Annotated in this window: 22 protein-coding genes; 6 read left to right on the top strand and 16 right to left on the bottom strand. The window is 64.7% G+C overall.

Annotated features, from left to right (window positions below):
* Positions 1-53 precede the first annotated feature (53 nt).
* Complete coding sequence (locus tag AC56LW_RS00480) at positions 54-641, top strand: nitroreductase family protein (RefSeq protein WP_499630589.1); 588 nt, start codon at positions 54-56, stop codon at positions 639-641.
* 223 nt (positions 642-864) lie between these two features.
* Here AC56LW_RS00480 and AC56LW_RS00475 read toward each other — a convergent pair whose 3' ends face one another.
* Together AC56LW_RS00475 and sugE are read right to left on the bottom strand one after the other, a co-directional pair.
* Positions 865-1,074, bottom strand: a complete 210-nt coding sequence (locus AC56LW_RS00475; RefSeq protein WP_258834693.1) for a cold-shock protein — start codon at positions 1,072-1,074, stop codon at positions 865-867.
* A gap of 214 nt (positions 1,075-1,288) precedes the next feature.
* Complete coding sequence (gene sugE, locus AC56LW_RS00470) at positions 1,289-1,609, bottom strand: quaternary ammonium compound efflux SMR transporter SugE (RefSeq protein ID WP_258834692.1); 321 nt, start codon at positions 1,607-1,609, stop codon at positions 1,289-1,291.
* 81 nt (positions 1,610-1,690) lie between these two features.
* On the opposite strand from sugE, the gene AC56LW_RS00465 reads away from it, so the two are divergent.
* Both AC56LW_RS00465 and AC56LW_RS00460 read left to right on the top strand, forming a co-directional pair.
* Positions 1,691-2,584 carry a LysR family transcriptional regulator gene (locus AC56LW_RS00465; protein WP_499630586.1) on the top strand — a complete coding sequence of 298 codons (894 nt, stop codon included), beginning with the start codon at positions 1,691-1,693 and terminating at the stop codon, positions 2,582-2,584.
* 141 nt (positions 2,585-2,725) lie between these two features.
* Positions 2,726-4,927, top strand: a complete 2,202-nt coding sequence (locus AC56LW_RS00460) for an NADP-dependent malic enzyme (protein WP_499630583.1) — start codon at positions 2,726-2,728, stop codon at positions 4,925-4,927.
* Between the two features lie 90 nt (positions 4,928-5,017).
* Here AC56LW_RS00460 and AC56LW_RS00455 read toward each other — a convergent pair whose 3' ends face one another.
* Complete coding sequence (locus AC56LW_RS00455; RefSeq protein WP_499630581.1) at positions 5,018-5,911, bottom strand: LysR family transcriptional regulator; 894 nt, start codon at positions 5,909-5,911, stop codon at positions 5,018-5,020.
* Between the two features lie 96 nt (positions 5,912-6,007).
* On the opposite strand from AC56LW_RS00455, the gene AC56LW_RS00450 reads away from it, so the two are divergent.
* Entirely contained in the window at positions 6,008-7,174 is a 1,167-nt protein-coding gene (locus AC56LW_RS00450) for a mandelate racemase/muconate lactonizing enzyme family protein (RefSeq protein WP_332530833.1), read from the top strand.
* On the opposite strand, the gene AC56LW_RS00445 is transcribed toward AC56LW_RS00450, so the two are convergent.
* Both AC56LW_RS00445 and AC56LW_RS00440 read right to left on the bottom strand, forming a co-directional pair.
* Positions 7,175-7,657, bottom strand: a complete 483-nt coding sequence (locus AC56LW_RS00445; RefSeq protein ID WP_499630577.1) for an RDD family protein — start codon at positions 7,655-7,657, stop codon at positions 7,175-7,177.
* A 63-nt stretch (positions 7,658-7,720) separates the two neighbouring features.
* Positions 7,721-8,803, bottom strand: coding sequence for a tartrate dehydrogenase (locus AC56LW_RS00440; RefSeq protein WP_499630574.1), 1,083 nt, complete (start codon positions 8,801-8,803; stop codon positions 7,721-7,723).
* 94 nt (positions 8,804-8,897) lie between these two features.
* Between AC56LW_RS00440 and AC56LW_RS00435 the strand changes: the two genes are divergently transcribed.
* Entirely contained in the window at positions 8,898-9,827 is a 930-nt protein-coding gene (locus AC56LW_RS00435) for a LysR substrate-binding domain-containing protein (protein ID WP_499630571.1), read from the top strand.
* 359 nt (positions 9,828-10,186) lie between these two features.
* Positions 10,187-10,840 carry a YitT family protein gene (locus AC56LW_RS00430; RefSeq protein ID WP_499630568.1) on the top strand — a complete coding sequence of 218 codons (654 nt, stop codon included), beginning with the start codon at positions 10,187-10,189 and terminating at the stop codon, positions 10,838-10,840.
* A 441-nt stretch (positions 10,841-11,281) separates the two neighbouring features.
* Here the strand turns inward: AC56LW_RS00430 and tssA are convergent, their stop codons facing one another.
* The 11 genes from tssA to AC56LW_RS00375 all read right to left on the bottom strand — a co-directional run bounded on the left by tssA (position 11,282) and on the right by AC56LW_RS00375 (position 25,628).
* Complete coding sequence (tssA, locus tag AC56LW_RS00425; RefSeq protein ID WP_499630565.1) at positions 11,282-12,409, bottom strand: type VI secretion system protein TssA; 1,128 nt, start codon at positions 12,407-12,409, stop codon at positions 11,282-11,284.
* Between the two features lie 123 nt (positions 12,410-12,532).
* Positions 12,533-13,924, bottom strand: coding sequence for a sensor histidine kinase (locus tag AC56LW_RS00420; RefSeq protein WP_499630562.1), 1,392 nt, complete (start codon positions 13,922-13,924; stop codon positions 12,533-12,535).
* Complete coding sequence (locus AC56LW_RS00415; RefSeq protein ID WP_332530826.1) at positions 13,921-14,601, bottom strand: winged helix-turn-helix domain-containing protein; 681 nt, start codon at positions 14,599-14,601, stop codon at positions 13,921-13,923. The genes AC56LW_RS00420 and AC56LW_RS00415 overlap by 4 nt, the downstream gene beginning before the upstream one ends.
* Positions 14,602-14,608: 7 nt before the next feature.
* Positions 14,609-17,782 (bottom strand): efflux RND transporter permease subunit, encoded by a 3,174-nt coding sequence (locus AC56LW_RS00410; RefSeq protein ID WP_499630559.1) that lies wholly within the window; start codon positions 17,780-17,782, stop codon positions 14,609-14,611.
* 6 nt (positions 17,783-17,788) lie between these two features.
* Entirely contained in the window at positions 17,789-18,982 is a 1,194-nt protein-coding gene (locus AC56LW_RS00405; protein ID WP_499630556.1) for an efflux RND transporter periplasmic adaptor subunit, read from the bottom strand.
* A gap of 121 nt (positions 18,983-19,103) precedes the next feature.
* The gene (locus tag AC56LW_RS00400) at positions 19,104-19,949 is read right to left on the bottom strand and encodes a CPBP family intramembrane glutamic endopeptidase (protein WP_499630553.1); all 846 of its coding nucleotides are present in this window, start codon (positions 19,947-19,949) and stop codon (positions 19,104-19,106) included.
* Positions 19,946-20,434, bottom strand: coding sequence for a MarR family winged helix-turn-helix transcriptional regulator (locus AC56LW_RS00395; RefSeq protein WP_332530822.1), 489 nt, complete (start codon positions 20,432-20,434; stop codon positions 19,946-19,948). Before AC56LW_RS00395 ends, AC56LW_RS00400 begins: the two co-directional genes overlap by 4 nt.
* Positions 20,435-20,981: 547 nt before the next feature.
* Complete coding sequence (locus AC56LW_RS00390; protein WP_499630550.1) at positions 20,982-22,574, bottom strand: sensor histidine kinase; 1,593 nt, start codon at positions 22,572-22,574, stop codon at positions 20,982-20,984.
* 23 nt (positions 22,575-22,597) lie between these two features.
* Positions 22,598-23,245 (bottom strand): response regulator, encoded by a 648-nt coding sequence (locus AC56LW_RS00385; RefSeq protein WP_499630548.1) that lies wholly within the window; start codon positions 23,243-23,245, stop codon positions 22,598-22,600.
* An 87-nt stretch (positions 23,246-23,332) separates the two neighbouring features.
* Complete coding sequence (locus tag AC56LW_RS00380) at positions 23,333-24,955, bottom strand: sensor histidine kinase (RefSeq protein ID WP_499630545.1); 1,623 nt, start codon at positions 24,953-24,955, stop codon at positions 23,333-23,335.
* A gap of 13 nt (positions 24,956-24,968) precedes the next feature.
* Entirely contained in the window at positions 24,969-25,628 is a 660-nt protein-coding gene (locus AC56LW_RS00375) for a response regulator (RefSeq protein WP_332530818.1), read from the bottom strand.
* Between the last annotated feature and the right edge of the window lie 134 nt (positions 25,629-25,762).

The raw sequence follows: 25,762 nt of genomic DNA, 5'->3' as shown, positions 1-25,762 counted from the left end.
CGTCAGTTCGTCCCATCCCGGCGCATCGGCGGCGCTGTCGCTATACTGGCGCCATGCAAACCGAGTATCCGGCTGGCGCCGACGATTTCCTGACCATCCTGGCCGCGCGGCGCAACTACACGCTGCGCCGCCTCGTTGCGCCCGGCCCGGACGACGCGGCCCTGCTGCATATCGTCGAAGCCGGCGCGCAGGCGCCCGACCATGGCCTGCTGCGACCGTGGCGCTTCATCCTGATCCCGCAGCACAAGCGGCATCTGCTGGGTGACGTGTTTGCTGCCGCCGTACTGGCGCGCGACCCGGCCTGCGGCGACGAGGCGCTCGCTACGGCGCACGACAAGGCGCTGCGCGCGCCATGCCTGCTGGTGGCGGTGCTGCGCGACGAACCGGGCACCATCATCCCGGCGCACGAAAAACTCGTGTCGCTCGGCTGCGCCATCCAGAACATGCTGGTGGCTGGTCAACTGCTTGGCTTTGCAAGTGGCCTGGCCAGCGGCGCAGCGATGGATTTTGCGGGCATGCGCATTTTGCTGGGGCTCGAGGCGCACGAGCGGGCCATTTGCTTCATCGGTCTGGGTACGGCGTCGACCGTCAAGGCGCCCCGCGCGCGGCCGGATGCGACCGAGTTCCTGAGTAGTTTGTGAACGTGATTGAACGCGTGGACGGCACAGCCGTCCACCCTACGGCAAGGGGCAGTCGTCACGCCACCGACCTGACGTAGGGTGGACGGGTTTCCCGTCCACGCGTTCAACGACCCCCGAACGCCCAGACAGCAAAAAGCCCGCCAACAGGCGGGCTTTTCAGTGTGCGCTGCGGCTGCGCCCACGCTATCTGCGTGGTGCGCGCTGCGGCGTCACGACAGCAGCATCAGATTGCGCAGATGTTGCCGGCTTTTTCGCCTTTAGGGCCGGTCGAGCGCTCGAACGACACGCGCTGATTTTCGGCCAGGCTCTTGAAGCCTTCCGATTGAATATCCTGGAAGTGCGCGAACAGATCGTCGCCGCCGCCATCAGGCGTGATAAAGCCGAAGCCTTTTGCGTCGTTGAACCATTTTACGGTGCCGGTTTGGGTAGTCATGTTGAATTCCTTTGCAGTGACATGGGCAAAATCGCCCAATACGCACGTTCAACCAAGAGAAGATAAAAGCGGGGGAATCAAACTGGACTGCCGGAGGAGGCGAGGCGGGAGAGAAAAGCCAACAATAACAACGACTTGATGTGGTGCATCGTTGAAGATACACGGCTTTTCAAGAATGTCCTAGTCATTTCTTGATTGATTCCCCGAATCGATCTCAGTGTGCAGAAACGAGCTTGAGCCCGACGATGCCCGCCGCGATCATGCCGATGCACGCCAACCGCGCCGGTGACGCCGATTCGCCAAGCACGATGATGCCCACCAGCGCCGTGCCGACGGCGCCGATTCCCGTCCAGATCGCGTAGGCGGTACCGATCGGCAGCGTCTTGAGCACGTGGGCCAACAGGCCAAAACTGACGATCATGGCGGCGACCGTGCCGACCGTTGGCCACAGGCGCGTGAAGCCTTCCGTGTATTTCAGGCCAACGGCCCAGACAATTTCAAACAGTCCTGCGAGGACCAGCAGTATCCAGACCATATTGCCTCCGATTGCGTGAGGTCCGATACTATGTCGAATCCGGTGATGAAAAAAGTCAGTACCTATCAATGGAATTGAACGATGGCGTTTGACCTCGACAACGTAAGAGCCTTCCTGGCAGCGATCGACCACGGCTCGTTTTCCGCGGCCGCACGCGCACTTGGTCGCGTGCCGTCGGCCGTCAGCATGGCGATCGCGAATCTGGAAGCGCAGCTTGACGTGCAGCTGTTCGACCGTACGGGCCGCAACCCGACACCGACCGCGCAGGCACTGGCGCTGCTGCCACAGGCGCGCCTGCTGGCTGAGGGTTTGCAGCGCCTGAACGTGCATGCGCTGTCACTGAGCCGGGGCCTGGAAGCGTCGCTGACGCTGGCGCTCGTGCCCGAACTGCAGGACACCGTGCCATGGAGCGCCGCGCTGCATGCGCTGGCGCTCGAGCATCCGCTGCTGCAGGTCGAGGTGCTGACCGCGCCGCAGGCCGATGCGCTGGCCATGGTGCGCAGCGGGCGCGCCGACCTGGCACTTGTCTTTGAGCGATACGGCGCGGCGCCGTATCAGGCATTCCAGGAAGTGGCCGAGGAGCGCCTGGTGGCGGTCGCGGCGCGCTCCCATCCGATGTTCAAGGGGGCCGAGCAGGCGCAGGTGCGCGACACCGATCTGCTGCTGCAGCGCCAGATCGTCGTGGCGGGACGCGACACCGACCAGGTGGACCAGCGCATCGCAATGTCGTCGCTGCAGTGGAAGACCGATAGCCCGATCGCCGCGCTGGCGCTGGTCAAGGCGGGCCTGGGCTGGGCGTGGCTGCCATCGAGCCAGGTGCGCGAGGCCGTGCAGGGCGGTGAGCTGGTCGAGATCCCCATGGCCAATCTCACCAACGTGCTGCGCTTTTTCGTCGACATCGTGTGGACTGAAGAACGGCCGCTGGGCATGGCAGCAACGCGCTTCATCGAACTCTTGAACGAGCAGAAAATGTGAACGATCGTGCGAGAACCGGTCGCGCACGCGATGGTGTCGGTTCGGCTAGAATGTTTGCCCAACAATGGGAGGATCGTTGCGCGCGCGCCTTGTGGCGGCCCCGCCTCCCACACCGCATCACCCAATAAGCATAGGAAGAACATGAGCACCGACAGTACGCTGAACGAAGCACAGAACACCCAACTGCGGATCGACGCGCTGGAATACCACCGCAGCCCCACCCGCGGCAAGATCGAAGTCATCGCCACCAAACCGCTGTCGAATCAGCGCGACCTGTCGCTTGCCTATTCGCCGGGCGTGGCCTACGCTTGCGAAGAAATCGCCGCCGATCCGGCCACCGCGTTCGATTACACGTCGCGCGGCAACCTGGTGGCCGTGATCACCAACGGCACTGCGGTGCTGGGCCTGGGGAATATCGGTCCGCTGGCCGCCAAGCCCGTCATGGAAGGCAAGGGCTGCCTGTTCAAGAAATTCGCCGGTGTCGACGTGTTCGACCTGGAGCTGGACGAACTCGATCCGGACAAGCTGATCGACGCCATCGCGATGCTCGAGCCGACCGTCGGCGGCATCAACCTCGAAGACATCAAGGCGCCGGAATGCTTCTACATCGAGAAGAAGCTGCGCGAGCGCATGAACATCCCGGTCTTCCACGACGACCAGCACGGCACCGCGATCATCTCGACCGCGGCGCTGCTCAATGCGATGAAAGTCGTCGGCAAGGACATCGGCCAGATCAAGCTGGTCGCCTCCGGCGCCGGCGCCGCAGCGATTGCCTGCCTGGACATGATGGTGCTGCTGGGCGTCAAGCAGGAGAACATCTACGTCGTCGACTCGCGCGGTGTGATCTGGCAGGGCCGCGACGCCAATATGGAAGAAAACAAGGCGCGCTATGCGCAGGCAACCGATGCGCGCGTGCTGGCCGATGTCGTCAAGGGCGCCGACGTGTTCCTGGGCTGCTCGACCGCCGGCGTGCTGACGGGCGACATGGTCAAGACGATGGCCGACAAGCCGGTCATCCTGGCGCTGGCCAATCCCGAACCTGAGATCCGTCCTGAAGTGGCCAAGGCCGCGCGCCCGGACGTCATCATCGCCACGGGCCGTTCGGACTACCCGAACCAGGTCAACAACGTGCTGTGCTTCCCGTACATCTTCCGCGGCGCGCTCGATTGCGGCGCCACGCGCATCACCGACGAAATGAAGCTCGCCTGCGTGACGGCGATTGCCGAACTGGCCGAAGCCGAAGCGAGCGACGTGGTGGCGCTGGCCTATGAAGGCCAGGACCTGGCCTTTGGCCCCGAGTACATCATTCCGAAGCCGTTCGATCCGCGCCTGCTCGGCGCGATCGCACCACGCGTGGCCGAAGCGGCCGCCGCATCGGGTGTGGCAACGCGCCCGATCACCGACATGGACGCCTACCGCGACAAGCTTGGTCAGATGATCTATCACACCGGGTTCTTCATGAAGCCGGTGTTCGACAAGGCGCGCGCCGATGTGCGCAAGGTGGCCTACGCCGAAGCGACCGAGCCGCGCGTGCTGCGCGCAGTGCAAGCCGTGGTCGATGAGGGCATCGCCCATCCGGTGCTGATCGGCGACACGTCGGTCCTGCAGCGCGCCATCAAGGACGCGGGCCTGCGCCTGCGCGAAGGCGCCGACTACACCGTCATTGCGGCCGAAGCCGATACGACGCTGCAGGGCACGCGCCTGCTGGCGGCGGGCACGGTCGATGCGCTGATCTGCGGCATGACCGGCTGCTACGACGACCATCTGGAGCACGTGCGCAGCGAGATCGGCGTGGCGCCAGGTGCCGAAGTGCTGGCCGCGATGAATGCGCTGGTGCTCGACAAGTTCACGCTGTTCATCACCGACACGTATGTCAACGAGCAGCCGAGCGCCCAGGAGCTGGCCGCCATCACGCGCCTTGCAGCCGAGACGCTGCAGCACTTCGGCCTCGAGCCGAAGGCCGCGCTGGTGTCGCACTCGTCGCAGGGTTCGTCCGAGCGGCCTTCCGCCAAGCGCATGCGCGAAGCGCGCGCGCTGCTGGCCGAGCAGTCGCCCGAACTGGCCGTGGTCGGCGAGATCCACGGCGACGCTGCGCTGTCGGAAGAAATCCGTGATCTGTACAAGATCGACGCAGGCTATTCGGGCAGCGCGAACCTGCTGGTGATGCCGTCGCTGGATGCGGCCAACATCCTGTTCAACGTGCTCAAGGTCGCAGCAGGCAAGGGCGTGACGGTGGGTCCGATCCTGCTGGGCGCGGCCAAGCCGGTGCATATCCTGAGCCCGAGCGCCACCGTGCGCCGCATCGTCAACATGACGGCGCTGGCAGCGGCGGCCGTGAAGTAAGGGCGATCACCGGGGCTGGGCCCTGGCCCTGGTGTATTGTCAGCAAAACGGCCCCGATCGGGGCCGTTTTTGCGTCCGCTCAGCGCCACGTCAGGCCCCGAAGTGCGCCACCAGAAAATCGATGAAGGCGCGTGCCCGCGCCGATTGCCGGCGCTTGTTCGGATAGACGACGAACAGGTCGGCCTCGGGCTGCACATACCCGGGCAGCACGATGCGCAGCCGGCCGCTGTCGACGTACTTTGCCAGATCCCACTCCGAGCGCACCAGGATGCCGTGGCCATCGAGCGCCCAGCCCAGCACGATGTCGCCATCGTTGCTCGACAGCGGACCCTGCACCTTGACCGACACTGCGCGGCCTTCATGTTCCAGGCGCCAGACCCCATGCGCCTCGTCGTTCTGCCGGTGCACGATGCAGCGATGGTTGGCCAGATCCGCCAGGCTGGCGGGCATGCCATGCCGTTCGAGGTAGCGCGGCGACGCGCACAGGAGGCGCCTGTTCGACATGATGCGGCGCGCGACCAGCCGCTGGTCGGGCAACTCGCCGAAGCGGATCGCCAGGTCGATGCCGCTCGCGACGAGGTCCACCGGCCGGTCGGTGACGTCGAGCTGCACCTCCACCTGCGGATAGCGCTGCGCGAAGGTGGACACCAGCGGGGCAATCGCCGTGCGCCCGAAGCCGAGCGACGCATTCACCCGCAGCAGGCCGCGCGGTACGGCGCGCGTGCTCGATACGGCTTCTTCCATTTCGTGCAGGTCGGCCAGGATGCGGGTCGCGTAGTGCAGATAGGTTTCGCCCTCGGGCGTGAGGCTGCTGGTGCGCGTGGTGCGGTTCACGAGCCGCACGCCAAGGCGCGCTTCGAGCTGCGCCAGGCGCTTGGTGGCGGCCGGCGGCGTGAGGTCGAGCGCGCGTGCCGCGGCGCTCAGGCTGCCGTGGCGCGCCAGCAGCACAAAGAATTCGAGATGCGAGGCGAGGTCATTATTCACTTTGGGTGAAGAATCTTGTGAACGGGATTCAATCATAACCGCCTTCGCAGCGAATAATCTGGTGTCTCGTTCAACCAGCACATGAGAGACACCGCCATGAGAATCGTCGACATCCGCGAGCAGACCGTTCCGATCAGCTCCCCGATCCGCAATGCCTACATTGATTTCAGCAAGATGACGCTGAGCGTGGTCGCCGTGGTGACCGACGTGATCCGCGATGGCAAGCCCGTGATCGGCTACGGCTTCAACTCCAACGGCCGCTATGGCCAGGGCACGCTGATGCGCGAGCGCTTCATCCCGCGCATCCTCGAGGCCGATCCGACGTCGCTGCAGGACGACACGGGTGCGAACCTCGACCCGCACAAGATCTGGCAGACGATGTTCACCAACGAAAAGCCGGGTGGTCACGGCGAGCGCTCGGTGGCCATCGGCACCATCGACATGGCCGTGTGGGATGCGACTGCCAAGATCGCGGGCGTGCCGCTGTTTCAGTTGCTGGCCGACCGCTATGGCAATGGCCAGCCGGAGCGCCGCGTGTTCGTGTATGCAGCCGGTGGTTATTACTATCCGGGGCAGGATCACGGCAAGCTGAAAGACGAGATGCGCAGCTATCTCGATCGCGGCTACACGGTGGTCAAGAAGAAAATCGGCGGGGACTCGCTCGACGAAGACCTGCGCCGCATCGACTCGATCCTGAGTGTGCTGGGTGACGGGCAGAAGCTGGCGGTCGATGCGAACGGCCGCTTCGATCTGGACACGGCGATCCGCTACGCCAAGGCGCTGTCGCAGTACGATCTGTTCTGGTACGAGGAAGCGGGCGACCCGCTCGACTACGAGCTGCAGGCGACGCTGCGCAACTATTACCGCAATCCGATGGCCACCGGCGAGAACCTGTTCTCGATGCAGGATGCGCGCAACCTGATCCGCCATGGCGGCATGCGCGCTGATCGCGACTGGCTGCAATTCGATTGCGCGCTCAGTTACGGCCTGGTGGAGTACCTGCGCACGCTCGACATGCTGAAGGAGCACGGCTGGTCGGCCAAGCGCTGCATCCCGCATGGCGGGCACCAGATGTCATTGAATATCGCCGCCGGCCTGGGACTGGGCGGGAACGAATCGTATCCCGACCTGTTCCAGCCCTACGGCGGGTTCCCGGATGGCGTGAAGGTCGAGAATGGGCACATCACGATGCCCGATCTGCCGGGGATTGGCTTCGAAGGCAAGGCCGATCTGATTGCGCAGATGCGCAGGCTGACCGATTGATCAGGTGCGGTCGGCGGCGTCGAATTTGACGGGTTGCGTCGCGCCGCCCTTGCGCCGCACGACGACGGTGCCGGCCATCTTGTCGTGCCAGCCCTGCTTGCGCGCGTCGAAGCCGACCCAAAGAATGCCCAGCATCAGCGGGATCATCGAGACGTAGTAGCCCAGGTAGCGGATGATGAACTGGCGCGTGCTTGGCTTGCCACCGGTGCGCGCATCGACAATGATTGCGCCAACGGCCATCTTGCCCGGCGTGGCCGAGAGCTTGATCCATAGCGCGAGTACAAAGGCGGCCGGCAGGAGCCAGTTGATGATGAAGTCGGCCGGGCCCATGACCATCTCTGTGCTGTTCCAATACGCGGCGCCATAGATGGCAGTGAGCAGCGGCAGCGCGACGATCATCACCAGGATGCTGTCGATGAGCGCCGCGCCGGTGCGTGCCCAGAAGCCAACGTATTCCAGTTCGGTCGATTCGTGCGGCTGCATGGTGGCCCCGGGTGATTGTGCTGTCAGGACCCACACAATAACACTGGCCAACCAAGGCGTGGCTTAAGTCTCGAGGTAGCGCGTGACGGCCTGGCCGACTTCGGTGGTATTGGCCGTGCCACCCATGTCGGGCGTGCGCGGGCCTTCGACCAGGCAGCGCTCGATCGCGCCCAGCATGGCGTCATGCGCAGCCGTGTAGTTGGCGTCGCCCTGGCCCAGGAACTCGAGCATCATGGCGCCCGACCAGATCATCGCGATCGGGTTGGCGATGTTCTTGCCGTAGATGTCGGGGGCCGAACCGTGTACTGGCTCGAACAGCGACGGGAAGGTGCGGTCCGGATTCAGGTTAGCCGACGGTGCGATGCCGATCGTGCCGGTGCAGGCCGGGCCGAGGTCCGACAGAATGTCGCCGAACAGGTTCGAGGCCACGACGACGTCGAAGCGTTCGGGCGAGATCACGAAGCGTGCGCACAGGATGTCGATGTGGTACTTGTCCCATTTGACATCAGCGTACTGTTCGCCCATGGCGGCCACGCGCTCGTCCCAGTACGGCATCGAGATCGAGATGCCGTTCGATTTGGTGGCGGCGGTCAGGTGTTTTTTAGGACGGCTCTGGGCCAGGTCGAACGCATACTTGAGAATGCGGTCGGTGCCATGGCGCGTGAACACTGATTCCTGCAGCACAAATTCGCGGTCGGTCCCTTCGAACATCTTGCCACCGACTGACGAGTATTCGCCCTCGGTGTTTTCACGCACGACGTAGAAGTCGATGTCGCCCGGCTTCTTGTTGGCGAGCGGGCAGGGCACGCCGGGCATCAGGCGCACCGGGCGCAGATTGACGTACTGATCGAACTCGCGCCGGAACTTGAGCAGGGAGCCCCACAGCGAGATGTGGTCGGGGACGATGTCGGGCATGCCGACCGCACCGAAGAAAATGGCCTCGAAGCCCGAAAGTTGCGCGCGCCAGTCGTCCGGCATCATCTTGCCGTGCTTGACGTAGTAGTCGCAGTCAGCCCATTCAAACGTGGTGAATTCGAGATGGATGCCGAAGTGTTTGGCGGTGGCGTCCAGGGCGCGCAGGCCTTCGGGCATGACTTCCTTGCCGATGCCGTCGCCGGCGATCACGGCGATCTTGTGGGTTTTCATGGGTGTCTCCTGTAAGCTGATCTGAATGCTTCAAGAATAAGCCAAAACGGCTTGTTTATAATGCTGGTTCTTGTGGTGTTAAGGAACACGGAGCGTGAATAATCTGTTGGAGAATGCTGACTTGCGGGTGTTCGTGACCGTGGCGCGTCAGGGATCGTTTGCGGGCGCGGCGCAGGCGCTGGGCATGTCGGCCGCGTATGTCAGCAAACGGATCGGGGTGCTCGAGGCCGCGCTGGGCGTGCGGCTCTTCCAGCGCACGACGCGGCGCGTCGTCATCACCGAGGACGGCGCGCAGGCGTTTGAACGGGCGCAGGCGATTCTCGACAGCCTGGATGACCTGATCGAGGAATCGGCCGAGCGGCGGCGGGCGCCCAGCGGCCAGCTGCGCGTGTGCAGCAGCTTCGGCTTCGGCCGTCAGGTCGTCGCACCGGCCATTGCCCGGCTGGCGCGCGCCTATCCGGCGCTGCAGATCCGGTTCGAGGTGTTCGACCGGCTGGTCGATCCGGTGGCCGAAGGGTTCGATCTGGATGTGCGGATCGGCGACGAGATCGCGCCGCAGCTGATCGCGCGGCGCCTGATGGTCAATCACCGCATCCTGTGCGCGGCGCCCGCGTATCTGGCGCAGCACGGGACCCCGCGCACGCTGCAGGATCTGGCGGGCCACCAGTGCCTGGTGATCAAGGAGCGCGATCATCCGTTCGGCGTCTGGCGGCTGCGCGCGAAAGGCTGTGAGGAGACGGTGAAGGTATCGGGCGCGCTGTCGACCAATCATGGCGAAGTCGCGCTGCGCTGGGCGCTGGACGGCGCCGGGATCGTGCTGCGCTCGCGCTGGCATGCGCACCCGCTGCTGGCGTCCGGGCGGTTGGTGCAGATCCTGCCCGAGTACGCGCAGGAGGCCAACGTGTGGGCCGTGTATCCGCAGCGGCTGAGCAATTCGGCGAAGGTGCGGGTGTGCGTTGAATTTCTCGAGCGCGAACTGGCGGCGGATATGGCGGCGGATCGGGCACCGGATGCTGGCGCGTAGCGCACCGCAGCGGCGCAATGGGCGGTGTTCGTGCACCGTCAAGGTGCAGCGCACCATCCATTCGCTCATTCGCGACATGGGGCGTTCGTGCGGCTCGACACTGCGCCGCAACATGGGCGATAATGGCGGGCTGTAGCGCGCCGTAACCTGCGTGTTTGCGTGTTTGCGTCTTTTGACCAGACCTGCGCCGCCTGCAGCTTCTCTTACCCATCCGATCATCCGAGGACCATGAACTCTAGCCCGACGCTTGCCGATTCCGTGTGCGCAGCTCCGCGCCGCCACTTTCCCGCTCGCGTGGTGATAGCGCTCGCGCTGACGTGCGCATCGCAGTCCGGTCCTGCATGCGCGATGGTGCGCGCGTGAGTCAGTCTGTCATGTATCCAGGCTCTCCCAGCAAGCCATCGCGACCGATCATCGAGGTCAAGCCGCATTCGACGCTCGATGACGTCTACGGTATCGTCGTCGGCGTGCTGTTCGGCGTGATCGGCATCGTGCTGCTGCACGCAGCCGGCCTGCTCACCGGCGGTGTCGCCGGCATCGCCTTGTTGACGTCGTATTCGACCGGCGTGCCGGTCGGTACGCTGTTCATGATGATCAACGTGCCGTTCTTCCTGTTTGGTTACTTCTTCATGGGCGCGCGCTTCACGATCAAGTCGCTGGCTGGCAGTGCGATGATCATGGGCCTGCTCAAGATCATGCCGTTCGTGCTGGTCATCGACCGCGTGCATCCGGCCGTGGCAGCCCTGGGCGGCGGTACCTTCTGCGGCATGGGCATCCTGGCACTCGCGCGCCACGGCGCTGGCGTCGGCGGCACGGGCATCGTCACACTGTGGCTGCAAAAGCAGTACAACATCAACGCCGGCCGCACCCAGATCATGATCGACAGCGTCATCCTCGCGCTGGCACTGCTGCTGGTTGCCCCACACCAGGTCGCCTGGTCCGCCCTGAGCGCCGTCGCCATGAGCGGCATGGTCATGGCCTGGCACCGCGCCGGCCGCTACTTCGGCAGCTAACCCCAACAATTAGGGTCAGAGTAGAATTATTGGGTAATAGCCTTTAGCAAACGGCCATATTCGAGCCCCTACAGATGAGCTCGTAAAACGTTGCATAAAAATTAGGGTCAGAGTCGAATTGTTTTTCAATTGATTTATAAAAATTGACAAACAATTCGACTCTGACCCTCATTATTTTTTGCTGTTGGTAGCGCTACCTCGTACTAGGCAAATCCTCTCGTGCATTTAATGTCACAAGGGCATTCATAGACTCTTAAAAATCATTCTGAACAATTAGGGTCAGAGTCGAATTAATGGGCAATTACCCAAAGTTGTCAAACAAATCGACTCCGACCCTAAGCTCGGCAGTTAATCTTGCAGATCAATTGGGGTCAGAGTCGAATTAATAAACAATTGATTTATTGAAGTTGGCAAACAATTCGACTCTGACCCTAATTTAAATCAGGGGTTATTGGGGTGGGAGGGTTTTTGCGGGGTGGGGAGCATGTCGGTGCCGACCATGTCGAAAATGCTCAGTTGGCCGCCCAGGCGGATGAAGAGTTCCTGGTAGAGGGCGCCGGTGTTCATATTGCCCCATTCGACGGCGCGCTTGATCAGGTAGGGCGTGGGACTGTGTGGCTCGAGGTGGGCGAGGTAGGTGGCGGCGGCGGCCAGGCAGGCGTAGGCGTCGGCGCGGTCGCGGAATTGGTGGGGCTCGGTTGTGTTTGTAGTGGGCGCGGTGGCTGGTGTTTTGGTCTGTTCTGACGGTGCTTCGGTTGGCACGTCCGCTGGCGCTGGCGCTGGCGCTGGTGCTGGGACTCGTACGGCGCGTTCGTTGTGGAGTGCTGAGAGGATGGCGTGTACCTGGTCGGCCAGGGCCCTCAGGCACGGTGCGGTGGTGGTTTGCGGGGTGTTGAAGGTGCCGTGGAGCAGGGCGATTGTTGCGTGCGCGTCTTCCAGTGCGGTGATGCGCTCGGTCAGGATTGCTGGTGGCATGGCTGCCAGCGTACTGCGGGTCGTGGCATCGACATCACGCTCTTGTGCGGTTTGTTCGCAGTCGGCCCACGTCGTGGCGCAGCCGTCTTCCGTTGTGAATAGCGGTGACTGGCGCAGCGTCGGGGCCAGCTTCTGGTCCAGCCAGCGCAGGATGTTCGCGCGGGCTTCGGTGTCGTCGGTTTCCCGTTGCGGATGCAGGGCGGTCGGGTAACGCTCGCACAGCGTGTGCGCCAGCAGCAGGCAGGGAGCCAGCGCGCCGAGGCCATTTTCGTGGACCTGGGACTCGCACAGCCACGCCGCCAGTTGCAGGTCCTTGCCCTGGGTGCGCAAGGCACCAGCGGCCAGGTTGCTGACGTGCGGCCAATCCGAGCGCTTTGGTTGCCGCTGCCAGACCCCGCGCGGCTGGATATCTTCATCGCCCTGGCGCGCTTCGATAATGGCGCGGTAGACACTCGTTGCGCGTGCCGGCAGGCCTGTCGGATTGGCGGGATCCACCGGCGCTGCCAGCGCCTCGAAGCCGATGCCGAGGTGGCGCAGGAAGTGGTCGTCGGCGCGCCTTGTCAGGTCGCCGTTGGGTGGAACTGGTTCAGGCATGAGGCTCTCCCGTGAATGTGGCCCGACAGAGTGGGGCGCCAATAAAGGCCACACTGTAGCGCAAATGTAGCCGGCAGGGCAGGTGCCGGGAACCTGAGCCGAAGCGCAATCCGATGCTGACGCCTACGCCGACGCCGTCATGGCGCCGATACGCAGCGTGGCGCGCAGACCGGGATGGTTGTCCTCCAGTGTCAGCGTGCCGCCATGCAGGCGCGCCACCGCCGAGACCACGCTCAGGCCCAGCCCCACGCCGGGTGTGCCGCGGCTCGCGTCCACCCGGTAGAAGCGCTCGATGACGCGCGTGCGTTCGTGCACAGGGATGCCGGGGCCATTGTCGGCCACGACGATCTGCACGGTGTCGGCATCGATGCGCTGCGCGGAGATCGCGATCGCGCCGCGCACCGGCGCGTACTTGAGCGCATTGTCGACCATATTGCCCAGCGCCTGCGCCAGCAGCACGGGGTCGCCCACCACGTGCAGGTCGTCCGGGCCGTCAAAGCCCAGCGCGATGTCCTTCAGTTCGGCGACCGGCGCGTAGAACTCGGTCACTTCGGCGCCCAGTGCCGCCAGGTCGACATCGACAAAACCGGCGCGCCGGCTGCCGCTGTCAATTTCTGCCAGCCGCAGCAACGCATTAAAGATGCCCATCACACGGTCGACGTCATCGATCGCCGCGTCGATCTCGACGAAGGTTTCGTCCGGCGCAGGCCGCGCCACCGACAACTCCTCGAGCCGCGCGCGCAGCTCGGACAGCGGCGTGCGCAGGTCGTGCGCGATCGCGTTCGAGACATCCTGCACGCCGGTCACCAGATGCTCGATCTGGTCGAGCATGCGGTTCACGGTGCGCGTCAGTTGCTGCAGCTCGTCGCCATCGCCCGGTTCGACCAGGCGGTGCGACAGCTTGCCCTCGATGATCGAAGCGGTGGTGTCGCTGATGCCCTGCATGCGGCCCAGCAGCGCGCGACGGATCATGATGCCGCCCAGCGCGGCGCTGAGCAGCACCGTGATCGCGCATCCCAGCAAGCCATATCCAAACAGGCGCTCGAGCTTCTGGAAGCGATTCAGGTTACTGGCCACGAGCAGCCGGTAGCCGTCTTCCAGCGTCACGCGCACCAGCTCCACGTTGCGCGGCACGTCGTCGACCACGATCGTCACCCGGCACAAGCCATCGCGATCCGGCACGCCTTCGGGCCAAGCCTGCAGGTTACCTGCCAGCTTGGTGCCATCGGGCGCGACGAACAGCATGATCTTGCGCACGCCGTCGTTTACGCCGTGGACCTGGCTGTCGATCGCAGCGGCCAGCGCGGGCGGGCCCTGGCGGATGAACAGGTTGCTCAGGTGCTGCGCGTCGGATTTGAGCAGCTGGCTGCGCACCTCGCCGATATTGGTGTGCCACGCGTACCACAGCGGCCCGGCGAACATCGCCAGCACCAGCAGCGTCACGAGGCCATAACCGATGGCGATCGTGCGGGCGGAGAAACTGGGGAGCCTGAGCATCGTATGCGCTTCGCTCAAGGCTGGTCGGTCAGCATGTAGCCAGCATTGCGCACCGTGCGCAGAAGGGCCGAAGGAAAGCCGGCGTCGATTTTTTGCCGCAGCTTGCTGATGTGGACATCGATGACATTGGTCTGCGGGTCGAAGTGGTAGTCCCACACGTTCTCGAGCAGCATCGTGCGCGTGACGACCTGGTTCGCATGACGCAGCAGATAGGCCAGCAACTTGAATTCGCGCGGCTGCAGCGCCAGGGTCTTGCCGGCGCGGGTGACGCGGTGCGCCAGCATGTCGACACTCAGGTCGCCCAGCGTCATGACGGTTTCGACGGCCTGGCTTTGCGAGCGGCGCAGCAGCGCGTCCAGGCGCGCAAGCAGTTCGCCGAACGCGAACGGCTTGGTCAGATAGTCGTCGCCGCCGGCGCGCAGGCCGCGGATGCGGTCGTCCACGCCATCGAGGGCGCTGAGGATCAGGATCGGCACCCGGTTACCTTGCTGGCGCAGTGTTTCGATGAGCGCCAGGCCGTCGATCCCACCGGGCAGCATGCGGTCCATGACGATGGCGTCATACGGCTCGGTGATGGCGTAGACCATGCCGTCGCGGCCATTGTCCGCATGGTCGACCGTGTGCCCGGCTTCACTGAGGCCTTTGGTGACGAAGCGCGCGACGCGTTCGTTGTCTTCGATGAGGAGCAGTTTCACGGCGACCTCAATGCGCTTGCGGCTGCGGTTCAGACGTTTCCGCGGCCGCCTCGCCGTCGGCCGGCGTGTCATCGATATGCGTCGGTGTCTTGGCCCGCGACGCGACGATCACGTAGAACAGCGGAATCAGGAACGTGGCCAGGAACGTCGCCGTCAGCATGCCGCCGATGACGCCGATGCCCAGCGCATTCTGGCTGCCCGAACCGGCGCCGCTCGACAACGCCAGCGGCAGCACGCCCAGGATGAACGCCATCGACGTCATGATGATCGGGCGCAGCCGCACCTTGGCCGATTCGAGCGCCGCTTCGACAATGCCCATCCCCTGCATCTGCAGTTCACGTGCGAATTCGACGATCAGGATCGCATTCTTGGCCGACAGGCCGATGGTGGTCAAGAGGCCCACCTGGAAGAACACGTCGTTCTCCATGCCAAAGGCCGTCGCTGCGCTCAGGGCGCCGAGGATACCGACCGGCACCACCATGATGACCGAGATCGGGATCGCCCAGCTTTCATACAGTGCGGCCAGGCACAGGAACACGACCAGGATCGACAGCGCGTACAAGAGCGGCGCCTGCGAGCCGGCCTGCGATTCCTGCAGCGAGATGCCGCTCCACTCGAAGCCGATGCCGTCCGGGAGTTCGCCCACCAGGCGCTCCATGATCGCCATCGCCTCGCCGGAACTGAAGCCCGGCGCCGGCTGACCGAGGATTTCAGCAGACTCGATGCCGTTGTAGCGCGCCATCGCTGGCGAACCCCAGGCCCAGCGCGCACTGGCGAAGCTCGAAAACGGCACCATCTCGCCGGCGCTATTGCGCGCATAGAGCAGCTTGATGTCGTCCGGGTTCATGCGGAACTGGGCATCGGCCTGCACGTACACGCGCTTGATGCGGTTGTCCGTGTCGAGGAAGTTGTTGATGTAGCGCGAGCCCCAGGCCGTCGAGAAGGTCTGGTCGACTTCGGTCAGGTTCACGCCCAGCGCGGCGGCCTTTTCGCGGTCGATGTCGATCTTGTAGGTGGCGTTGTCGGCCTGGCCCGTAAAGCGCACGCGCTGCAGGTTCGGTTCCTTGCGCGCCAGTTCGAGCAACTGGTCGCGTGCCTTGGCCAGCGCATCGTGCCCCAAACCACCGCGATCCTGCAGCTGCAGCGAGAAGCCGTTGGCCGATCCCAGGCCGCGGATCGAGGGCGGTTCGACCGTGTTGATGGTCGCGCCCTGGTAGTTGGCGTAGCGCGCTGCGATGCGGTTGGCCAGCGCCGACACACCCAGCGCTTCGTCCTTGCGCTCGTCCCAGGTCTTCAGGCGCACGAACAGACGGCCCTGATTCTGGCCGCGCTGCGGCTGGCTCGCGCCATTGGTCATGAAGGTGGCTTCGACCACTGCCGATTCTTCTTTCAGCAGGTACTGGCTGATTTCTTCCAGCACGCGGCCCGTCGTTTCCTGGGTACTGCCGGCCGGCGTCTGCACCTGGACGAACATGTAGCCCTGGTCTTCCTTCGGCAGGAAGCCGCCCGGCAGGCGCAGGAAGAGGGCAATGACGGCGCCGATCAGCACCAGGTACACGACCATCCACAGCGCGCGCCGGCCCAGGATGCGCGTCACGCCACCCAGGTAGCGGTCGCGGGTTGCATCGAACGAGCGGTTGAACCAGCCGAAGAAACCCTTCTTTTCATGGTGTTCCGGGTCGACCGGCTTGAGCATCGTGGCGCACAGCGCCGGCGTGAGCGTCAGCGCGATGAATGCCGACAGCAGCATCGAGGCCACGACCGTCAGCGAGAATTCGCGGTAGATCGCGCCCACCGTGCCGCTCGAGAAGGCCACCGGCACGAACACGGCCGACAGCACGAGGGCCACGCCGATCAGCGCGCTGGTGATCTGGCCCATGGCCTTGATCGTCGCTTCTTTCGGCGGCAAGCCGTCTTCGTGCATCACGCGCTCGACGTTTTCCACCACCACGATCGCATCGTCGACCAGCAGGCCAATGGACAGCACGAGGCCGAACATCGACAGCGTATTGATCGTAAAGCCCAGCGCGGACATGATGCCGAACGTGCCCAGCAACACCACCGGCACCGTGATCGACGGGATCAGGGTGGCGCGGAAGTTTTGCAGGAACAGGTACATCACCAGGAACACCAGCACGATGCCCTCGATCAGCGTGTGGGTCACGCCCTTGATCGACGTTTCGATGAAGGGCGTGACGTCGTTCGGATACACGGTGCGCAGGCCGGGCGGGAAGAATTCGCCCAGCTCTTTCAAACGCGCACGCACGGCTTCTGCGGTATCGAGCGCATTGGCGTTCGGCGCGAGCTGGATGCCCAGGCCCGATGCCGACTTGCCGTTGTAGCGCACATCGACGTTGTAGTTTTCGGGGCCCAGCGCCACGCGTGCAACGTCGCCGATGCGCACGGACGAGCCATCCGGCTGGACCTTGACCAGGATGCGCTTGAATTCCTCGGGCGTGCGCAGCATCGTCGCCTGGTTGATCGTGGCGCTCAGGGTCTGGCCCTGGACCGCCGGTGTGCCACCCAGCTGGCCGCCCGAGATCTGGACGTTCTGCGCGCGGATCGCGTCCGTCACGTCGAGCGGCGTGAGTGCAAAACTCGTCAGTTTGACCGGGTCGAGCCAGATACGCATCGCGTACTGGGTGCCGAACAGGTTCATGCTGCCCACGCCCGGCATGCGCGAGAGCGGGTCCTGGATGTTCGAGGCGACGTAGTTGGCGATGTCGAACTTGGTCATGCTGTCGTCGTCGGAAACGAACGCCGCCACCATCAGGAAGTCGGACGTCGACTTGGTCACGCGCAGGCCAGATTGCTGGACCTCGCTCGGCAGGCGCGGGACGGCCGCCTGCAGCTTGTTCTGCACCTGGACCTGGGCGATGTCGGGATCGGTGCCGGCGGCGAACGTCAGCGACGTCGTCGACTGGCCCGTGTCATCGCTGGTCGACTGCATGTACAGCAGGTTGTCGATCGCCGTCATCTGCTGCTCGATCACCTGGATCACGGTGTTCTGCATGGTCTCGGCCGACGCGCCGGGGAACGTCGCCTGGATCTGCACCGATGGCGGCGAGACGGGCGGATACTGCTCGATCGGCATCTTGAGCAGCGCGATGCCGCCGACCAGCATGATCAGCAGCGAGATGACGATCGCGAAGATCGGACGGTTGATGAAGTACTTTGGCATCTTGGATTATTCCTGACGCGCTGTAGTGGCTGCGGCAGGCGCCGCGGCTTCTGGCGCCGCTGCCGGCGCTGCGGCGACCTTGACCACGGTGCCGGGCCGCAGCTTCTGCACGCCGCTGACGATCACGCGTTCGCCGGCCTTCAGGCCGTCATCGACCAGCCAGAAACCATCGACCAGCGCGCCGGTGCGCACGGTGCGCAGTGCGACCTTGTTGTCCTGGCCGACGACCATCACGGTGGCCGTGCCCTGCGGCGTGCGTGTCACGGCAGTCGCGGGCACGCGCATGACCCCCTGGCGCACGCCCTGGCTGACGCTCGCGCGCACGAACATGCCAGGCAACAGCAGCTTGTCGGGGTTCGGGAAGCGCGCGCGCAGCGTGACCGAGCCCGTGGCCTGGTCAACCGTCACGCCCGAAAACGCGAGCGTGCCGCTGCGGCTGTAGGTGCTGCCGTCTTCCAGTTGCAGGCTGACCTTGGCCGCATCGGTACCTTCCATGCGCACGCGACCGGCGGCGATCTCGCGCCGCAGCGCCAGACCTTCGCTGCTCGATTGCTGCAGGTCGACGTACATCGGGTCGATCTGCTGGATCGTCGTCATCAGGGTGGCGGCGCTGCCTTGCACATACGCGCCCTGGGTCACGGCCGACACACTGCTGCGGCCCGCGATCGGCGCGGTCACGGTGGTGTAGCCAAGGTTGATGCGGGCCACGTCGAGGGCCGCCTTGGCGGCGGCGACATCGGCCGCCGCTTCGAGCTGCGCTGCTTCGGCGGTTTCGAATTCCTGCTTGCTCACCGCATTTTCTTTCACCAGCACGCGGTTGCGGTTCAGTTGCGACACATTGCTGGCCAGCGTCGCCTGCGCCCGTTGCAGCTCGGCTTCGGCGCTCTTGACGGCGGCGCGATACGGCGCCGGATCGATCAGGTACAGCGGCTCGCCCTTACGCACGTCGGCGCCCTCGGTGAAGCGGCGCTCCTGCACGATCCCGTCGACCCGCGCCCGGACCTCGGCCAGCAGGAACGGCGCCGTGCGGCCGGGCAGGGCGATGTTCAGCGCGACGTTCGTGGTGGCCATGGTCAGTATGGCGACTTCGGGCACCGCAGGCGGGGCAGGCTTGGGGTCTTTACCGCAGGCGGAAAGCAGCGCGGCGGCCGTTATGGCGGTCGCCAGCGCCGGGCGGCGCGGAAGGGTCATCGAGGGCATGGGTGTCGGATCCGTTTGCAAGGTGGAGAGCGTATTGTTCCCTACCTTCGACTATGCCCGGCGCAGGCTTAAACGGGGGTGGCTAATTCGTTAAATATCGTTAATGTTGGCGCCGCCAGCCTCAGCGCCAGTGCCCACGTCGGTATGCGATCGCGAGCAGCGCGATGGCAGCCATGGACCAGGTGATGCCGGTGACGATGGAACCTTCAACGCCGTAATCCCCGCCGGACAGCCATGCTGGACCGCTTGTGGATACCTGAAGCCAGCCGCGAGCGGGGTGGCCGGAGACAGAGACTGCGAACACGGCATCACACAAGAAATTCCATGCGAAATGCAGGCCGATCGGCAGCCACAGACGGCCAGAGAGCAGATAGGCGCCGGAGAGGGCAAACGATGCCACCGCCGTCATCGCCGCGCCCAGCACGTTGAAACCTTCGTTCGGCATGTGGGCGACAACAAAAATCACGGTCGACACGCCCAACGCAATTTTCGTGCCCCAGAATTTTTGTAGCATGCCGAAGACAATGGCGCGGAACACGATTTCCTCGAAGATGGCCACCATGACTTGTTCAGGAAAAGGCTTCAGCAGCACACCCGGCGCTACTGCGCCAGTGATGATGAAGGCGCCACTGGCCAGCAACACCGAATACGTCGCCACGACGAGCAGCACGCCGATGCCGAGTCCGCGCCATAGTTCACGTCCCGCACCAGCCAGAGCCAGCTCAGTGACCGGGCGGCGCTCCAGGCGCATGACAAACCAGCGATAGCCAGCTACCGCGACAGCAGCCGACAGCAGCATGGGCCAGCCGAGGCGCAGCGGTTTCGGCACGATTTCGGTAAGCCCCAGCGTGACAAACATCGGCGCGATTGTCGCCAGGATGCCCACGATCGCCAGGATCAAAGGATATCGCAGGATGCGTGTGCGCAGCGGAAGTGCGGATGGTACGGCATATTGCTGGGTACTCATGACGGCTCCTCGTGGTTGGTTCGCTCGCGCGCGGCATGGATCCGTGCGCCGAACGGTCGTGCTTCCAGCGCAGCAATTGCTTGCGCCAATACTTCCGACAGCGGGTATGCCAGATCTGCATCCAGCGTCGCAGCGGCCGCAGTCGTCGCCGCCCAGCAGGACTGCAGTTGCGGCAGCAGCGCGCGCCCTTGCTCCGACAACCCGATCAGCTTTTGCCGTCCATCTTCGGATGACATGCGGATGACCAGTTCTTCCTTCAGCATCAATGCAACGGTCTGCGTTGCCGCCGGCTGCGTGATGCCAGCACTTGCGGCAATGTCGCCAATAGTGCGCGGCTCACGTACCGCCAGTGCGCGCATGACGGGGGTATAGCGCGGGCGGTAACTCAGGCCGGCCTCCGTATAGGAAGCAGCCACTGCGCCGTCGAGCAGCTCGATAAGATGGCGCAACTTGGTGCCGAGTCCTTGTTTCATGGATTTGATCATACACTTATTTGTATAAGCGCTTATATAAATTTTGCAAGCTGCCTTTTGACGAGGCAAAATTAAAGGGGCTCATGAAAAACGTGTAGCGGCGCACAGCCGGACCAGGCAAGATGGGACGTTCAGCGCTTGAATCAGCAATCAGGAGACACTGACGTGCCTTTTTCCGTTTTATTCGTTCTGCTATTCATGCTTTGCGCTGTCATCAGTCCGTTGGTAGCAGCGGGAGTCATCTGGGCGCGATGCACACCGCGGTGGCGTCACCTGGGAAGGCGGACGAGCACAATGGGAATTATCCTGGCTGCGCTATCTATTGCGATATATTTCACGCTTCACGCGCTGCTGGGAGAAGACATTCCCCTTAAACCACTGACCGTTGCAATCGCTGGTGGCGCCGGTTTCACGGCTGGGGTATTCGGTATCTGCGCATGGATATGGGCGAGGCGCCGCAAAGACCTGGCGACAGCCGACCGCGCACTGCACGCAGACTGAGGCCAGTCAGCCATCGCAGGCCGGCCTGGCCTGGCCTGGCCCACCAGAATCCGGTGCATCAGACTGCTGCTGCATCCCCAACACCAGCACGCGCCGGCAGCCACAACGCAACTTCAGTCCCATCACCCGGCGCCGACACGATCTCGATCACGCCGCCATGCGCCGTCACGATCTCGCGCACGATGGTCATGCCCAGGCCGTTGCCAGGCACGTCGGGCAGGGCGTTGGCGCGCCAGAAGGCGTCATACACCTGTTTGCGCTGCTCCGGCGTCATGCCCACGCCCTGGTCGCGCACCCGCACCGCGGCGCCTGCCTGCCCGGCGCGTTCCTGCTGCGAGATGCTGACATCGACGATGCTGTCCGGCGCCGAGTAGGCCAGCGCATTGCTGACGATATTACCCAGTGCCTGCTGCACGCGCACGGCGTCGGCCGTCACGTGCGGCAGGTCGGGCGCCACGGCCAGCGCGATCCGTGCGGCGTGCGCGTCGTTGGTCAGCGCGCCCTGGATCTTGGCCATCATGTCGGCCAGGTCGAGCAAGGTCGGTTGCAACTGGGCCGCGCCGCCTGCATCGATGCGCGCCAGGTCGAGCATCTGGTTCACCAGGCCGATCAGGCGCGTGGCCTGGCGGTGGATGATGTCGATCAGCTCGCGCCCGGTGGCCGGGTCGAACTCGCGCTTGAGGAGCAGCTCCGAAAACCCGAGGATGCTGGCCATCGGCGTGCGCAGTTCGTGGCTGGCGGTGCGAAAGTAATCGTGACGCCGCTGGTTGGCGGCGCGCACCCGTTCGCGTTCCGCACGCAGCCCGTCCATGTCGCGCACGGTCGCTACCAGGTGCGCATGCCCGTCGAGCGTCATTTCGGCAATCGAGATTTCGGCCGCAAAGCTGCTGCCATCGACGCGGCGGGCATTGCCCTCGTGGCGCGAGACCACCTGCGGCGCCATGCCGATCAGCGTGGCCGACGAGCGGCCCGCCAGGTCGGTATTGGGCGCGCCGAACAACTGCTCGGCAGCCGGATTGCATGACAGGATCCGGCCTCCCGCGTCCAGCAACAGCACGGCGTCGGGCAGGTGCTCGAGCAGCGTGCGCAGTGAGCGTGCGCTGCTGCGCTCACGCTCGCACGCGGCGCGCAGTTCAATGGTGGCGATTTCACCCGCCACCATGCCCGCCAGGTCACGCAGCATCGCGCGGTCGGTGTCGGAAAACTCGCGCGGTACGCTGTCGATGATGCACAGCGTCCCAATCCGTATGCCGTCCCCGACATCGATCGGTGAGCCGGCGTAAAAGCGCGCCGCTGTCTCGCCGCGTACCAGCGGATTGTCGGCAAAGCGCGCGTCGGCGCGCGCATCGCGCACGACCATCACGTCGTCCTGCAGGATGGCGTGCGCGCAAAATGACACCGAGCGCGGCGTCTCGGTCAGCGCCACGCCGATGCGCGACTTGAACCACTGGCGGTCGGTGTCGACCAGGCTCACGAGCGCGATCGGCACCTTGAACAGGTGCGTGGCCATGCGCGTGATGCGGTCGAACGACGCTTGCGGCGGCGTGTCGAGCAGGTTCAGGTCGAGCAGCACCTCGTGGCGCCGGGATTCATCCGGCGGCAGGGGGGCTGAAGTGGGTGCGGGGTACTGGTTCGGTGGCGTCTCGTTCATGATCGGGTCCTGCGGGATCGGTCTCAGGGAGCCGGTGGCAGCGCCGATGTCACTGCGGCGCGCAGGGCCGCGAGCGGCGCCGGCTTGGTCAGGTAAGGTACATCGTCCGGCAGACCCATGGCCAGCACGGTCGGCTTGTCCATGCCGCTGATGACCACCATCGGCATCGACGCGGTGGCCGGATTGTCGCGCAGGCTGCGGATCATGCCGAAGCCGTCCATGCCCGGCATGTGCAGGTCGCTCACCAGGACATCGGGGCGCGCCTGGCCGATGCACATCATCGCCTCGAAGCCGTTGCTCGCCTTGCGCACGGCGAGATCCATGCCCCAGGTTCCGATTTCCAGTTCGTACAGGCGCAGCAGCGTCGCGTCGTCGTCGACGATCAGCACCGTGCGCGCGGGGGCCAGCGGCAGGATCGGGCGGGCGCTGCTCGCCAAGACGGGCGGCGCGGCAAGCACGGCGCGACGCCCGTCGAGCAGGCGCTCGACCGAGGCATTGGTGATGCGGCGATGGCCGCCCGCCGTTTTCCATGCCTGCAGCGCGCCATTCTCGACCCACATCTGCACCGTGCGCGGCGAAACGCCGATCCGCTCGGCCGCTTGCCGGGTGGCGCAAAAGGCCGACCGGTCACAGGCGGGCTCAGCAATATCTTGACGGTCGGCAATTTTCATATTTTGCTGATTTTACCGGTTCAGATTGGACTGTCAAGGCAAACCGCAAGGTCTCGTCGGCACTGACGGGCACTTGCAACACTCGCCTCAGCGACGGGCCGATGCCGGACCGTCATCGGCATTCGCCACCGGCAGATAGAGGGTGACTTCAGTGCCGACGCCGGCCTCGGATTCGAGCGCGATGCGCCCGCCGTGCAGATCGACGATTTCCTTGAGGATCGTCAGCCCCAGGCCACTGCCTGGCGCCGCCGAATCGCTGTCGACGCGATAAAAAGCGTCGAAGACCTGGGCCTGCTGCTGGGGTGTCATGCCGATGCCGCGGTCGCGCACCCGAATCGCCACCATCGGCCGGTCGCCCCACCGTTCGGGCGCGGCGCGCAGCGAAATCGGCGTGCCGGGAGCGGAATACTTGATGCTGTTGCTGACGATATTGGTCAGCGCCTGCTGCATCTTCTGGGCGTCGGCCGCCAGTGGCGGCAGCCCGGGCGCGATGTCGGTGCTGACGCGGTGCGCCTGGCCGAGACCTTCGAGGGACGCCAGCGTCCTGCTGACCAGATCGCCCACGGGAACAGCGTCGATCTTCAGGTCGTCCCGTCCGCCCGCTTCAATCCGGGCCAGGTCGAGCATCTGGTTGACCAGGCCGACCAGGCGGCCGGATTCACGGTGGATGATTTCCACAAGTTCACGGCTGACGGCGGGATCGAATTCGCGCTTGAGCAGCAATTCGGAAAAGCCCAGCACGCTCGACATTGGCGTACGCAGTTCGTGGGTCGCCGTGGCGAAGTGGCGCCGGCGCCGTTCGTCAGTGGCCCGGTTGCGTTCTTCGGCGGCGCGCCGCTGCGAAATGTCCCGCACCGTCACGGCGAACTTCGGCCGCGCCGCCCACATCATGCGGCAATACGAAAACTCGACCGGGAAGCGGCTGCCGTCCAGGCGCCGCGCGAGCGCCTCGTAGCGCGCGCCTTCGCGCAACTGGCCCGTGCGGCGCATCCGCAGCAGGTCTTCATCCATCAATTCACGCAGCGGCCGGCCGGCCAGCAGCGGGCCGGATGCGCCGAACAGCCTTTCGGCCGCCGGGTTCGCGGCCACGATATTGCCTTGTGCATTGAGCATCAGGATGCCGTCGGGCAGGTGGCCCACCAGTGCTTTTTCCCAGCCTTCGGGCGCGGGGCGACCAGCTGGCCGCGCACGCAATTCGTCGCCGGCGATGGCGGCCAGGTCGCGCAGCGTGGCCATCTGGTCGTCATCGAAATGGCGTACCTCGCGGTCGATCACGCACAGCGCGCCGACCCGGCTGCCGTCCGGCGCAGCCAGCGGAATGCCGGCATAGAAGCGCACGTCCGGCGCACCGGTCACGAACGGGTTATGGGCAAAGCGGGGATCGAGACGCGCGTCGTCGATAATTAGGCCGTTCTCGTGCTCGATCGTGTGCGTGCAGAACGAGGTCACGCGCGTGGTTTCGTGCAGATCGATGCCCACGCGCGACTTGAACCACTGGCGGTCGGTGTCGACCAGCGCGATCAGTGAAATGGGCACGCCCAGCAAACGGCAGGCCAGGCGCGTGATGCGGTCGAACCGTTCTTCGGGCGGGGTGTCGAGCAGGGCGAGTTCGTGCAGTGCGCTGACGCGGGCCTGGTCGGACTGGGGAATGGATTGCGTGGCAGGCAAAGTCGGGGCAACAAAGGGGTGTCGGTCCGGCTCGGAATGCATGATGTCGATCCTGTCAGTCGGGCGCAGCCGCCGCGTCGATGTCACTGAAAATGCGTTCGATCCGGGCGCGCAGTTCAGGGAAGCGCACCGGTTTGGCAAATACCGGAATGTCATCGGGCAGCCCCATCGACTTGATGGTTGCAGGGTCGAGGCCGCTGATGACGATGATTGCCATATTGCCATAGCGCGGGTCAGCGCGCAGTGTACGTACCATGCGGAAACCATCCATGCCCGGCATATTCAGGTCGCTGATCAGGAGGTCGGGCCGCGCTTCGCCGATCCGGATCAGCGCATCGAAGCCGTCGCGCGCCTTGATCAGCTGGGCGTCGAGGCCCCAGCCCGACATTTCCAGCTCGTACAGGCGCAGCAGGGTCGCGTCGTCGTCGGCCATCACGATGCGCCGGCCGGCCGGCATCGACCTGGCAGGGGGCGCCGGCGCTGGCTGGCCGCCGGTGACTGCGTGATTGCGCTGCGCGACCAGGCGGTGTACCGAGGTAAGCAGGATACGGCGGTGGCCGCCGGCGGTTTTCCAGGCTTGCAGCACACCGCTTTCGACCCAGAGCTGCACGGTCCGGTGCGAGACGCCAAGCAGGCTCGCGGCCTCCTTGGTCGAGCAGACTTCTGCGGAAGCGGGGTCGGTCGGCGCGGGCGCTGAACTGCTGTGCGATATCATGAGATAGAATTGTGCTGGTAGTTAAAAGCCTCCCGACCGGGGGCCGACGACCCACCCCGTCGCGTGTCGTCAGGGTGACAGCGCGTCGGAACAGACGGATCAAGCCACCTGGATGCGTAACAATACGCATAGGC

The sequence above is a fragment of the Telluria sp. LT2P80 genome, assembly GCF_059685955.1.
Note: the sequence above shows the minus strand (reverse complement) of the source record. Positions and strands in the feature narration are given on the sequence as shown.

Excerpts from the sequence above, each read along its gene's own strand:
- AC56LW_RS00480 (WP_499630589.1), top strand. The coding sequence starts at position 54 with ATGCAAACCGAGTATCCGGCTGGCGCCGACGATTTCCTGACCATCCTG.
- AC56LW_RS00475 (WP_258834693.1), bottom strand. The coding sequence starts at position 1,074 with ATGACTACCCAAACCGGCACCGTAAAATGGTTCAACGACGCAAAAGGC.
- sugE (WP_258834692.1), bottom strand. The coding sequence starts at position 1,609 with ATGGTCTGGATACTGCTGGTCCTCGCAGGACTGTTTGAAATTGTCTGG.
- AC56LW_RS00465 (WP_499630586.1), top strand. The coding sequence starts at position 1,691 with ATGGCGTTTGACCTCGACAACGTAAGAGCCTTCCTGGCAGCGATCGAC.
- AC56LW_RS00460 (WP_499630583.1), top strand. The coding sequence starts at position 2,726 with ATGAGCACCGACAGTACGCTGAACGAAGCACAGAACACCCAACTGCGG.
- AC56LW_RS00450 (WP_332530833.1), top strand. The coding sequence starts at position 6,008 with ATGAGAATCGTCGACATCCGCGAGCAGACCGTTCCGATCAGCTCCCCG.
- AC56LW_RS00445 (WP_499630577.1), bottom strand. The coding sequence starts at position 7,657 with ATGCAGCCGCACGAATCGACCGAACTGGAATACGTTGGCTTCTGGGCA.
- AC56LW_RS00440 (WP_499630574.1), bottom strand. The coding sequence starts at position 8,803 with ATGAAAACCCACAAGATCGCCGTGATCGCCGGCGACGGCATCGGCAAG.
- tssA (WP_499630565.1), bottom strand. The coding sequence starts at position 12,409 with ATGCCTGAACCAGTTCCACCCAACGGCGACCTGACAAGGCGCGCCGAC.
- AC56LW_RS00410 (WP_499630559.1), bottom strand. The coding sequence starts at position 17,782 with ATGCCAAAGTACTTCATCAACCGTCCGATCTTCGCGATCGTCATCTCG.
- AC56LW_RS00405 (WP_499630556.1), bottom strand. The coding sequence starts at position 18,982 with ATGCCCTCGATGACCCTTCCGCGCCGCCCGGCGCTGGCGACCGCCATA.
- AC56LW_RS00400 (WP_499630553.1), bottom strand. The coding sequence starts at position 19,949 with ATGAGTACCCAGCAATATGCCGTACCATCCGCACTTCCGCTGCGCACA.
- AC56LW_RS00395 (WP_332530822.1), bottom strand. The coding sequence starts at position 20,434 with ATGATCAAATCCATGAAACAAGGACTCGGCACCAAGTTGCGCCATCTT.
- AC56LW_RS00390 (WP_499630550.1), bottom strand. The coding sequence starts at position 22,574 with ATGAACGAGACGCCACCGAACCAGTACCCCGCACCCACTTCAGCCCCC.
- AC56LW_RS00385 (WP_499630548.1), bottom strand. The coding sequence starts at position 23,245 with ATGAAAATTGCCGACCGTCAAGATATTGCTGAGCCCGCCTGTGACCGG.
- AC56LW_RS00380 (WP_499630545.1), bottom strand. The coding sequence starts at position 24,955 with ATGCATTCCGAGCCGGACCGACACCCCTTTGTTGCCCCGACTTTGCCT.
- AC56LW_RS00375 (WP_332530818.1), bottom strand. The coding sequence starts at position 25,628 with ATGATATCGCACAGCAGTTCAGCGCCCGCGCCGACCGACCCCGCTTCC.